Origin of the sequence: Pseudomonas vanderleydeniana (assembly GCF_014268755.2) — a bacterium.
Lineage (GTDB): Bacteria > Pseudomonadota > Gammaproteobacteria > Pseudomonadales > Pseudomonadaceae > Aquipseudomonas > Aquipseudomonas vanderleydeniana.
Window position 1 is genome coordinate 4,365,269 of sequence record NZ_CP077093.1, and the last position, 11,777, is coordinate 4,377,045.

Consider the following 11,777-nt stretch of genomic DNA (forward strand, 5'->3'; position numbering starts at 1 on the left):
ACCCGTTCATGCCCGGCAGCCGCCGGGCATGAGCGCAGTACAAAGCCTGAGAATCCATAAGAAAGGCACGACCATGCAGTTGATCGAACATTCTGACTCGCCCCGCTACGTCCGCCTGCACGACGACGACAATGTCGTGGTGGTGGTCAATGACGGCGGCCTGGGCGAAGGCGCCCGCTTCTCCGACGGCCTGACGCTGGTGGAAGCCGTACCGCAGAGCCACAAGGTCGCCACCGTGTTGATCGCCAAGGGCGAACCGGTTCGCCGCTACGGCCAGATCATCGGCTACGCCCTGGAAGACCTGCGCCAAGGCAGCTGGGTCCAGGAAAGCCAACTGGCCATGCCGTCCGCCCCCGAGCTGGACAGCCTGCCACGCTGCGATGCCGTGCCTGACGCCCTGCCCCCGCTGGAAGGCTTCACCTTCGAAGGCTACCGCAACGCCGACGGCACCGTCGGTACCCGCAACATCCTCGGCATCACCACCACCGTGCAATGCGTGACCGGCGTGCTCGAACACGCGGTCAAGCGCATCAAGGCCGAGCTGCTGCCCCAATACCCCAACGTCGATGACGTGGTCGCCCTCACCCACAGCTACGGCTGCGGCGTGGCGATCAACGCCCGCGACGCCTACATCCCGATCCGTACCGTGCGCAACCTGGCGCGCAACCCCAACCTGGGCGGCGAAGCGCTGGTCATCAGCCTCGGCTGCGAGAAGCTGCAGGCCGGCCAGGTGATGCACGACAACGACCCCTCGGTCGACCTGAGCGAGCCGTGGCTGTATCGCCTGCAGGACGCGAGCATGGGCTTCAGCGAAATGATCGAGCAGATCATGGGCCTGGCCGAAACGCGCCTGAAGAAACTCGACCAGCGCCGCCGTGAAAGCGTGCCGGCCAGCGAGCTGATCCTCGGCATGCAGTGTGGCGGCAGCGACGCCTTCTCCGGCATCACCGCCAACCCGGCCCTGGGCTACGCCGCCGACCTGCTGGTACGCGCCGGCGCCACCGTGCTGTTCTCGGAAGTGACCGAAGTGCGCGACGCGATCTACATGCTCACCTCCCGCGCCGAGAACCAGGACGTCGCCGACGCCCTCGTCCGTGAGATGGACTGGTACGACCGCTACCTGCAACAAGGCGCCGCCGACCGCAGCGCCAACACCACGCCCGGCAACAAGAAAGGCGGCCTGTCGAACATCGTCGAGAAATCCCTCGGCTCGATCGTCAAGTCCGGCAGCGGCGCCATCCAGGGCGTACTCGGCCCGGGCGAGCGCGTCAACCGCAAGGGCCTGATCTTCTGCGCCACTCCGGCCAGCGACTTCGTCTGCGGCACCCTGCAACTGGCCGCCGGCATGAACCTGCACGTGTTCACCACCGGTCGCGGTACCCCGTACGGCCTGGCCATGGCCCCGGTGGTCAAGGTGTGCACCCGCACCGAGCTGGCCGAGCGCTGGCCCGACCTGATCGACATCGACGCCGGGCGCATCGCCACCGGCCGTTCGAGCATCGAGGAACTGGGCTGGGAGCTGTTCCACTACTACCTGGATGTCGCCAGCGGCCGCAAGCAGACCTGGGCCGAGCAGCACAAGCTGCACAACGACATCACCCTGTTCAACCCGGCGCCAATCACCTGATGCACCGATCTGGCTCGTCCTATCCCTGTATTGCGGCCCCTGTGGGAGCGGGCTTGCCCGCGAACACCGGCAAAGCCGGTGCCCTACACCGCGGTACCTGCTTCGCGGGCAAGTCGGGTCGCCGCACCGCCGGCTCCTACAGGGAATCGAGCCAGCCCATTCCATCCGCATTCCTTCCTTCACTTCTCTCTAAAGGAGCATTCCATGCCTGAGATCCTCGGCCACAACTTCATCGCCGGTCAGCGCAGCGCCGCTGGCACCCAGCGTCTGCAGAGCCTGGACGCCACCACTGGCGAAGCCCTGCCCTACCACTTCGCCCAGGCCACCGAAACCGAAGTGGACCAGGCGGCCAAGGCCGCTGCCGCCGCTTTCGCCGAGTTCCGCCAACTGGCCCCAGCCCGTCGCGCCGAATTCCTCGACGCCATCGCCGCCGAACTGGATGAGCTGGACGACAGCTTCGTCGCCGTCGTCTGCCGCGAAACCGCCCTGCCCGCTGCCCGTATCCAGGGTGAGCGCGGCCGTACCAGCGGCCAGATGCGCCTGTTCGCCCAGGTGCTGCGTCGTGGCGACTTCCTCGGTGCACGTATCGACCTGGCCCTGCCTGAGCGTCAACCCCTGCCACGCGTCGACCTGCGCCAGATGCGCATCGGTGTAGGCCCGGTTGCCGTGTTCGGCGCCAGCAACTTCCCACTGGCCTTCTCCACCGCCGGTGGTGACACCGCTGCGGCCCTGGCGGCAGGTTGCCCAGTCGTGTTCAAGGCCCACAGCGGCCACATGGCGACGGCCGACCTGGTCGGTTGCGCCATCCAGCGTGCGGCCGAGCGTACCGGCATGCCAAAAGGCGTGTTCAACATGGTCTTCGGCGGTGGCGTTGGCGAGTGGCTGGTCAAGCACCCGGCCATCCAGGCCGTTGGTTTCACCGGTTCCCTGAAAGGTGGTGACGCCCTGTGCCGCATGGCCGCCGAGCGTCCACAGCCGATCCCGGTGTTCGCCGAGATGTCCAGCATCAACCCGGTGATCGTCCTGCCGGGCGCCCTGGCCAAGCGTGGCGAAGCCATCGCGCGCGAACTGGCAGGCTCCGTCTGCCTGGGTGCCGGCCAGTTCTGCACCAACCCGGGCCTGGTCATCGGCCTGCAATCGCCACAGTACAGCCAACTGCTGGGTGAGCTGGGTCAGCACCTGGACCAGCAGGCGGGCCAGACCATGCTCAACGCCGGTGGCCTGCGCAGCTACGTCGGCGGCCTGGAGCACCTGAAGGCTCACGCCGGTATCGAGCACCTGGCCGGTCAAACCCAGGAAGGCAGCCAGGCCCGTGCCCAGCTGTTCAAGGCTGATGCCCGCCTGCTGGTGGAATCCGATCCACTGCTGCAGGAAGAAGTCTTCGGCCCGACCACCGTCGCCGTCGAGGTCAAGGACAACGAGCAACTGCGCGCTGCCCTGCTCGGCCTGCGTGGCCAGCTGACCGCCACCCTGATCGGTGAAGCGGAAGACTTCGAAGCCTTCGCCTGGCTGGTGCCACTGCTGGAAGAGAAAGTCGGCCGTATCCTGATCAACGGCTACCCGACTGGTGTGGAAGTGTGTGATGCGATGGTTCACGGTGGTCCGTACCCAGCGACTTCCGATGCCCGTGGTACTTCGGTGGGTACCCTGGCGATCGATCGTTTCCTGCGTCCGGTTTGCTACCAGAACTACCCGCAGTCGCTGCTGCCTGAGGCACTGCGCGATGGCAACCCGTTGGGGCTGCGTCGACTTGTGAGTGGGCAGTGGAGTGATGCGGCGATCTGATTGCTGCGTTGATGGAGAGAGCCCCGCTTTGGCGGGGCTTTTTCGTTGGGGGGCGTGTGTGAGCTTGAGAAGGACACGGATACCAATCGGCTGGAGTTCATGGATGTGAACGCCAATGGCGTTAGCGGTCAACCACCATATTCCTGAGCAGGGTAAACGTTGTGATGGCCAGTTCTGACAGCCGCTATGGTTAAATCAAGGTCGAGGCTGTACTCACAAATCCGCTAAGCGCACATAGCGATCGCTCGCGAACGGCAGCAATCGGTCAGAAGCGGACGTTGAAACGGGTTAAAATTTTCTCTCAAGAACAGATTTTTTTGCGCTGGCGGCATGCGATATGAGTAGAAAGGGTTCGAATCCCTATCTCTCTGCCATTATAGGAAATCCCTTTCAAATCAATTAGTTACAAAGTTAGCGAAACAGCGATTTGTAGCAGTAGTTTGTAGCAATTTTTGTAGCTACCCAAGACGCACAAGTCGCCGTTTTTTGTGCCTGTCTGAATCATCCTGCCTGCATTTACCCCGAAACTTTCCCCTCCTTGTGCTGCACCTCTAATACTTTATCTGAGTGCAGACTTCTAAAGGGCTACGGCTCGTAGTGGTGTGTGTCACCGAACCTTTGACGTCAGGCCGCAGCGTTCACGGAAACGCATGTAGGAGCGTGCTGTAGCGTTTTTACGAGGCAGGAAGCTACGAAGCCCTTTCAATGCGACCTCATGCTTTCAGGCCAACCACACTGGCTTGTGGTCGAGCAGGGTAGGGCAATCTGATGAGGCTACTATTGCCCTACCTGTGCTGGCTATTAGGCATCACAAAGGATTAAGATTAGGGAATAGAGAAGCGCTGATCAATTTGAGGAAGGAATCTCGGAATGCATAACATCGAAGTGCCTGAAAAATACAAGCTTTACTACGATGAGTCGAATAACATGCGAGTCTTCTCCCTGCGAGAGGGAAAGTATAATATTGATAGCGACCCCAATCAAAAAATATCTCCAATATTTGTATTAGCTGGTATTGCGTTAAAAGAACACCAATCAGATTTGGATTTCGTAGCGCTTCAAGAATCTCTGAGGCTTGATAAATCTGCTGAAGAGTTGAAGTTCAAAAGCATTGTTGCTTTAAAAGCTGGTTTTACCCCTTATCAAGCTCTGAAATTTACCCTTGGGAATCGCAGAGTTCAGAACATCTTGAGTTGGCTTGTCGAACACAATGTTTCTATCCATGTGTTCTCAATAAACACCGCCTTCTGGTCGTCTCTTGATATTGTGGAAGACCTGCTCTGTTTTGATGCGTCTATGGAGGAAACACTAAGTCAGCACTACTACAAGGATTGTTTGTATAAGCTGATTAAAAACGACAAGGTTGGATTTATAAATCTGCTTAATGAATTTGGCTACCCCAAAATTGAGAAACCAAAAGCCGTCCCATTTCTTAAAGCACTTCATGACTTTAATCGAGATGCGTGGGTAAAATTGGTCCCTAAAGATTTGAAAGATGCAGATCCAAATGGATTGTGCGCCGATCTTATGCGGTTAGGCTTGTTCATGTATAAACGGCTTGAGCTTAATGCTGATGAATTAGAGTTTACTCTCGTCTATGGGAATGATGAAAAATATCTTATAGGTGATTTTTCAAATTTCTATGTGAATAGAATTTCTACGTTTCCGGCATCTGAACATATTCTCGATGAAGAGGACAAGGTTAAGCCTCTGATAGACAGCGTGTTTGCTGCAATGGAAAAAAGTGACACATACGACTACGATTTTATAAAATCAAATGAGAGCCTGCCAATTCAAGTTGCGGATTGTGTGGCAGGAATTTTTAGAGTTTTGTTGGCGTATCTGGAAGACTCTTCGCTTGAGGATGTCAAACTCTTTTTGAAAGGCTTAAATCCAATGGAGCAAAAAACCTTTGTCAAGCTTAAGTCTTTGCTTGAAGGATCTATTGAAGAGTGCGGAATGCTATTTCATACAGTTATGGTTCCGGCAGATATTGAAAAATATGAAGTGCTTTTTGCTGACCAGCTAGTCAGGCATGGGCCGAATGGCTTTGTTTAAAAAACATGCTAAGCAGAAATAGAGATGTCTGAACACTCACTGCATTCGTCATACCGTGAAAAGTTGATTGAGCACTTGCTCATCGGCGAGCTACTGAAGTTTTCGTGGCTAAACAAAGACTTCACCCTCGAAATAGCTAAGCCGGAAGTCGATAACTCAGGCTACGACATTATTGCTGAGTCAAATGGGATCATCAGGCATACCCAGCTCAAGGCGGCGTTCGTGGTGTCTGCCACGGCATCGCAGAAAATCCATATCGCCTTGTCAAAGAAACCATCTGGTTGCGTGGTGCTGGTCTATTTCAACAATGAAACCCTCGAGCTGGGGCCGTATTATTTCTATGGGGCGGCTCCAGGGTTTCCCTTGCCAAGTCTGGATCATCTGAAAATCGCGAAGCACACGAAAGGCGATGCTGGTGGCGTAAAAGCGCAAAGGCCCAATATTCGAGTGTTGAACAGAGGCCAGTTCGAAAAGCTGAATACGGTAAATGACCTGTATGAAAAGCTTTTCGGTAGCCCCCCCTAACCAGAACAAACTGAGATGCAGACGAGGGAAGCAATTCAAGCAGACAAGGTGACGGATCTATTTTCTAAGAAGTCTTCGGCCCGATCACCGTCGCCGTCAAGGACAGCGAGCAACTGCGCGCTGCCCTGCTCGGCCTGCGTGGTCAACTGATCGCCACCCTGATCGGTGAAGCGGAAGACTTCGAAGCCTTCGCCTGGCTGGTGTCACTGCTGGAAGAGAAAGTCGGCCGTATCCTGATCAACGGCTACCCGACTGGCGTTGAAGTGTGTGATGCGATGGTTCACGGTGGTCCGTACCCGGCGACTTCCGATGCCCGTGGGACGTCGGTGGGTACCCTGGCGATCGATCGCTTCCTGCGTCCGGTGTGCTACCAGAACTACCCGCAGTCGCTGCTGCCTGAGGCGCTGCGTGATGGCAACCCGTTGGGGCTGCGTCGCCTGGTGAATGGGCAGTAGAGTGATGCGGCGATCTGATTGCGGCGTTGGTAGAGAGAGCCCCGCTTTGGCGGGGCTTTTTATTTCCGGAGCGGTGCATGTCCGCTTGAAGGGAGGAGCGACCTCCCCCTGAGGGTCTTCAGTTTTCGGGGGATATCTGGTTCGCTACAGGGACGCCATCCAGCAGCGCATCGACCACTGCCCGTGCCATCTCCACGGAATGCAGCATGCTCCAGAACAATGCCCGCTCGAAAGGATCGGTGTGCAGGCTGAGTTCGTCGCCGTTGAGTTCTGCCGTTTCGAGCAGGCGCGAGACGTGGGCCAGCGCGTCATAGGCAGTGACGCCCTGCTGGATGACGAACAAGGAAGGTTTATTAACGGATTCTGGAGCAACGGGGCGGAAACGGGTGAATGTGAGACTGTCGAGTAAGCGGGTGCTGGATGCTGTGTTGTCTGTGCCGAAAGCCCTGTTGGCAGGCGGCGGATCAGGGATAATTTTCTTGGTCATGGTGGAGTTCCTTTGTTGGGTCAGGAGCCCGTCACCTACGCTGCAAAACGAGGGGTGGCGAGCCGTACACAGGTTTGCAGACCGGCAACAAAGGAACCGGCAGGCCGAAGCCTCCTGCGCACAGCTCGCCATAACGCGAACGAAAAAATGCCGCTGATCGCGGCGTTGTGCGCCTTTGTTGTCCCGGGCTGCAAAACCCGTATCGCTGAATTTGCAGCGACCTTGGGACTGTAGCCATGACCTTTGGCGCACACAATATTGTCCCACGCCTGAATCGTGTGGGAAATATTAGATTTTTAGGAAGACCCTTCCACCTTGACCTTAGAAGCTAGGTAACATGAAGCGCTAGGGGGCAGGACGCCGTGCGAAGCCACGGCACAGACTTCCAAAACCACTGAGTAGCTCGGCTTTAGATAGGGCCTCGGAAGACTTAGGTCACCGGAGCCTTTTCGTATCCAGCTCCACCCCAGAGCCCTGCAATCACGACCGTTGCATTGGAGCCGGACTCTCAAGGCAATTTAGGAGTCAACCAGGTCTCGACAGTGTCGCTGCCGTACTCGGCTTTCCATTCCTTCAGCAGCTTGTGGATGCCGCCTTTGGTCTCGATGTTCTCGCCGTTATGCGGGTTCTTATACTGCTTGGCCTGGCTGGCGCAGCGCGGCTACTTTTCAGCCACTGTTAGGAGCAGTTGCACGACGGTTCGCCTGCGGATCCAGAATGTTGACCACGTCTCGAAGGCTGCAGCCATACTCGACGAGTAGGTTACGCAGTTTGGTTTCAAACTCAATTTCCTTCTACAGCTCTGAGCTGCCCTTGAGTACTTCGAGCTCAGCGAGCTGGGCGGCGAGTTGCTGCTCGAGTTGGCGGAATTCTGCCAGGCGGGACATGGGGTGGCTTTCCTTGTGTGGAGGTAGGACTAGAGCCGCGATACTGAACATTATACACCCAATGTACCTGTGCATTTCCTCGTGGAACCTCCTAGTCAATTGGGCCATTTTAGGGGCCAAGCGCGAAATAAAGTTCATCCGACGAGGCCCCCACCTAGCTCGTTTGTCGCAGGAGAAACACCAAGCGAAACGGTTGTAGTATCATTCTGGCACTACACAGCCATCCAGAAGGGATTCAGATGCAAAAGCTGTTCGAGGGTATCACTTGGAGTGACTGCCTCACCGTCAAAACTGATTGGGTCGAGAACTTCTTCCATCGGATCCCTGAGGTTCTGGACCTCAAAGTCCGAGCACACGCATTGTCCCTGAAATTCTCGGGGAATCGCCAAGAAAGCCTAGCCTTAGCAAAGTATGTCGGAAACAGAATCGAGCATTATGTATTCGATAAAAACGAACTGGATGAATACAGAGCCAGAGACGAAAACCCGTTCCCGATGGCGTCTAGTTTTTTCGCAAACACCGATCCAGTGTTCGATGGAAAGTACGGCGAGCTAATACTTTATCTGCTAGTCGAAGCCATTTTCGAAACTCCGATGGTATGCCACAAACTAAGCTTGCTCACCAACGTGAAAGATCAAGTAAAAGGTGGAGATGGTATATTCTTTGGAGAAAGGCACAGCAATATATCTATATTAATCGGCGAATCCAAAATATACCAAGAGCTAGGCGGAGCGATTGGCAGCTCATTAGAATCAATCGACAGATTCAACCAAAACTACCTACCAAGCTCGCTAGACCATGAGCTTTTTATCGCCCGATCTAATATTTCAAAAAACTTCACTCTTGACCAAGTGAAAGCCCTACTTAAAGCATTTCGCCCTGGAACAGAAGAATATCAAGCCTGCAACAAAATCTTTCCAATACTCCTCATTTATGACGAAAAGAAAATTGACAGCATTGAGGAGGAAGCGAGCAGCAAAGATCATGCAGAAGAACTTGTTGCCGAGTGGATTAAAGAGCATACCACAGAAGCGGTCAAGAGCATAAGATCAAGACTAGACAACAAATCAGAATTACGAAAGCTATTTCTCGAATTCTTCCTCATACCAATGAGCAGCGTTGAAGCTTTCAAAAAGACTCTTTTCAAACAAATTCACGGCATTGAATTCAAAGAACCACCTAAGGATCCAAAGCCTAAGAAAGCAGCTAGGAAGGCCAGCAAATGAACAGAGATTTTGAAAGCCTACCCCTAGAGGCGTCTAGGGATGAGGACTTTGTAGAGACTTACGACAACTTGCTGAAGCATCTATTTCTCAGCAAGCAGGCCGGAACCCAGGAAGGAGTTCCGATATCATTACAAAAACTTCAGAATGCCACATGGCTTGCATCTATCATTTCACTCAGCAAGTCTGAAGCCCTGAAAAACCTAGCCAACTCGTTTGGGGCATTATTACACCTCTACTCCCCCGACAACGCAGCATATCAACGCGCCTGCTACATTATTCAATCCAGATCTGGGAATTTATTATCAAGCAAACACATCCCCAACATTTTTGAAAATGGTCAATACCTGAATAGCTTTGGTGCTCTTCTAGACCTTGAGTTAGGTGCTACTAGGGGAAGGTTAACCCACAAGTTGGAAGGCGCTGGAGAGTTCGTATTTACAGATTACCAGGCAAGGCTTTGGTCAGCGATTCGAAACGGATCTAACGTTGCCATTTCCGCGCCTACATCTGCGGGCAAGTCGTTCATCATCAGACGATATATTGTTGAAAAACTGAAAGCCAAGCCTGAAACCGCAATTTTTGTGGTACCGACTAAAGCGCTAATCAACCAGGTCAGCATGGACTTCAAGTCAGACCTCAAAGACAATGCTCACGTATACACCACATACCGCCCTCAGGATGAGGACGATAAATCCATCATCTACGTTCTGACTCCAGAGCGGTGCAACAAGCTACTGCAAGATAAAACTACGAGACCACCTTCAATTATCTTTATTGACGAAGTCCATAACCTTGAAGCAGAAGGTCGAGGAATGGTTTTCGAAAACTGCCTCTATGGCCTTGTTGCACGATTCCCGAACAGCCAATTTATCTTTGCGGGCCCCTTCATTGAAGACATAGTCACTCCTTTAAAAGAGCTTTCGGGACTAGATCTCATTGATGAGACGACCGTCGCCACGCCAGTGTTCCAAGTTAGAGCTACCGTCACGTTTCTTCCTCGGACAGCTACAGCCGAATATCGCATTTTCAGTCAGACTGGTAACATCATATCAGGCACGACCGTCTTGAATAAGAAGCTGTATTCAAAGGCGAAGGGGAAAAAGGGAGAGGCAATTTCAATCTTTCTGCAAAATCTCAAACAGGATGAAAGCTGCATCATCTTCGCTCCTCGTAAGTCCACAGCTGAAAGCTGGGCACTTGAACTGCCTCCTTCGAACAAGGCTAACCTTGAGCAAACGGAAGCAATTGGCGAGCTCATTGACTTTCTGGCAGAGGAGATCCATCCCGATTATTCGCTCATCAGAACCTTGAAAAATGGCGTGGCGTTTCACCACGCTGGGCTTCCTGACATCGCCAGGATTGAGATCGAAGAACTTTACTCACGAGAGGCGATTACCAGCCTTGTATGCACCTCTACTCTTCTACAAGGCGTTAACCTTCCTGCAGACAAGCTTATTGTCATCAACCCAAAAAATGATACAACCCCATTAACTCCGTTCGAGTTCAAAAACTTGATTGGCCGTGCTGGACGCATTAGCACAAACCTCTATGGCGAAGTTTATTGCCTAGAGGTTAAAGACGAAGAGTGGGGTGAAGAAAGACTGACAAATGATGAAAAAACCAAGATCAAGCCTAACACCACCTCTATTCTGCAGGAACACACGGATACCTTAATCCGCCTGGCCACTGCAACACGTAGTGAGATAGTTGAGGACGAAGAGGGTGGAGCCCTTTACACCACCATTTGTTATCTTAGGCATCTATTCGTATCCGACCAAAAGCATTTTGAGCGTCTCCTAGATACGGCACAAATAAATCCTCAGAATCGAGTTCTTCTTGAAGAGAAGCTCTCCGAGATCAAAAATCAGCTCTCGATCCCTTTGGAACTCCTCCGCCAGAACCCCTATGTAGATCCTCTGCTTCAAAATCAGCTCTACCTAAAAATTCATTCAGATCCATATGCATGGATTCCTACAAGCTTTCCTAACTCTCGACGTTCAACAACGCCAACTGAAGAAATTGACTTTGAAGACTTGAGCTTCTATGAGCAATTCGATGACATTGCCCGGAGACTGGACTCAATCTTCCATATAGAGGCAGAAGTCAACTCAAAATGGGGCGAATACATTGGCATACGCCCATTAGTTTATGATGCTTTCCAGTGGATGTCCGGAAAGCCGCACCGGTACTTTATTGACAAATTCCTGGTAAAGCTCACCGCAAACCCTGACGACTCCGATAAAGATGATGACTCTGAAGGCAGCACTAAAACCCGAAGCGTTGACAGGGCAGCCAGCCATGTAACAAAGAATATAAGTAGCAACATTACATTCAAACTCGTCAAATACTTTTCTCTTTGGTCAGACATAACAAAGGCATGTCTACCAGAGTCAGAGCATGAGCAACATGCATATGCTCTGAGTCTGCCTTCAATGATTGAGCTCGGCAGTTACGATCCAAGAGTTCTTGAACTGATGTCACTTGGCATTAATAGAAGCATTGCGCTTAAGTTACGTAAGGATCTACCAACGAACGTGGAAAATGTTGAAGCCTGGCTACAAAAATACAATACTGCCCGGCTCTCCCCCCTCCTCCGCAGGTACCTCGAACGCTCAGGACTCACGAAAAGGACTGAGCAGGAAATATACTAAAATCGCTCATGGAGCTGGGTCACCAGCTCCATCAAAAACTTAACTCACGCGCCATTTACTTTAAAATATTGCCATT

General features: G+C 53.3%; 7 protein-coding genes and 2 pseudogenes. 7 read left to right on the forward strand and 2 right to left on the reverse strand.

The genetic code is table 11. The features are described 5' to 3' along the window. Positions 1–73: 73 nt before the first annotated feature. From garD to HU752_RS19445, 5 genes and pseudogenes are all read left to right on the forward strand, one after another. Complete coding sequence (garD, locus tag HU752_RS19425) at positions 74–1,627, forward strand: galactarate dehydratase (RefSeq protein WP_186679586.1); 1,554 nt, start codon at positions 74–76, stop codon at positions 1,625–1,627. Positions 1,628–1,831: 204 nt separating this feature from the next. Beyond that, positions 1,832–3,412 (forward strand): aldehyde dehydrogenase (NADP(+)), encoded by a 1,581-nt coding sequence (locus tag HU752_RS19430; protein WP_186679203.1) that lies wholly within the window; start codon positions 1,832–1,834, stop codon positions 3,410–3,412. A gap of 870 nt (positions 3,413–4,282) precedes the next feature. Beyond that, on the forward strand, positions 4,283–5,470 hold the full coding sequence (locus HU752_RS19435) for a DUF3800 domain-containing protein (RefSeq protein WP_186679201.1): 1,188 nt from the start codon (positions 4,283–4,285) through the stop codon (positions 5,468–5,470). A gap of 24 nt (positions 5,471–5,494) precedes the next feature. Continuing rightward, a complete protein-coding gene (locus HU752_RS19440; protein WP_186679199.1) occupies positions 5,495–5,995 on the forward strand; it encodes a hypothetical protein in 501 nt (166 codons plus the stop codon). A gap of 68 nt (positions 5,996–6,063) precedes the next feature. After that, positions 6,064–6,450 (forward strand): annotated as a pseudogene (locus HU752_RS19445) (aldehyde dehydrogenase (NADP(+))); the annotation flags it as partial. A gap of 118 nt (positions 6,451–6,568) precedes the next feature. Here the strand turns inward: HU752_RS19445 and HU752_RS19450 are convergent. Both HU752_RS19450 and HU752_RS19455 read right to left on the reverse strand, forming a co-directional pair. Further along, positions 6,569–6,937 (reverse strand): hypothetical protein, encoded by a 369-nt coding sequence (locus tag HU752_RS19450; protein ID WP_186679197.1) that lies wholly within the window; start codon positions 6,935–6,937, stop codon positions 6,569–6,571. Positions 6,938–7,445: 508 nt separating this feature from the next. Further along, positions 7,446–7,824, reverse strand: a pseudogene (locus HU752_RS19455) (histone-like nucleoid-structuring protein, MvaT/MvaU family). 239 nt (positions 7,825–8,063) lie between these two features. Between HU752_RS19455 and HU752_RS19460 the strand changes: the two are divergent. Both HU752_RS19460 and HU752_RS19465 read left to right on the forward strand, forming a co-directional pair. After that, positions 8,064–9,050 (forward strand): HamA C-terminal domain-containing protein, encoded by a 987-nt coding sequence (locus HU752_RS19460; RefSeq protein WP_186679187.1) that lies wholly within the window; start codon positions 8,064–8,066, stop codon positions 9,048–9,050. Continuing rightward, entirely contained in the window at positions 9,047–11,701 is a 2,655-nt protein-coding gene (locus HU752_RS19465; protein ID WP_186679185.1) for a DEAD/DEAH box helicase, read from the forward strand. Before HU752_RS19460 ends, HU752_RS19465 begins: the two co-directional genes overlap by 4 nt. Positions 11,702–11,777: the final 76 nt, after the last annotated feature.

Bases quoted from the DNA above. Each gene is read 5' to 3' on its own strand.
- garD (WP_186679586.1), top strand. From the start codon at position 74: ATGCAGTTGATCGAACATTCTGACTCGCCCCGCTACGTCCGCCTGCAC.
- HU752_RS19430 (WP_186679203.1), top strand. From the start codon at position 1,832: ATGCCTGAGATCCTCGGCCACAACTTCATCGCCGGTCAGCGCAGCGCC.
- HU752_RS19435 (WP_186679201.1), top strand. From the start codon at position 4,283: ATGCATAACATCGAAGTGCCTGAAAAATACAAGCTTTACTACGATGAG.
- HU752_RS19440 (WP_186679199.1), top strand. From the start codon at position 5,495: ATGTCTGAACACTCACTGCATTCGTCATACCGTGAAAAGTTGATTGAG.
- HU752_RS19450 (WP_186679197.1), bottom strand. From the start codon at position 6,937: ATGACCAAGAAAATTATCCCTGATCCGCCGCCTGCCAACAGGGCTTTC.
- HU752_RS19460 (WP_186679187.1), top strand. From the start codon at position 8,064: ATGCAAAAGCTGTTCGAGGGTATCACTTGGAGTGACTGCCTCACCGTC.
- HU752_RS19465 (WP_186679185.1), top strand. From the start codon at position 9,047: ATGAACAGAGATTTTGAAAGCCTACCCCTAGAGGCGTCTAGGGATGAG.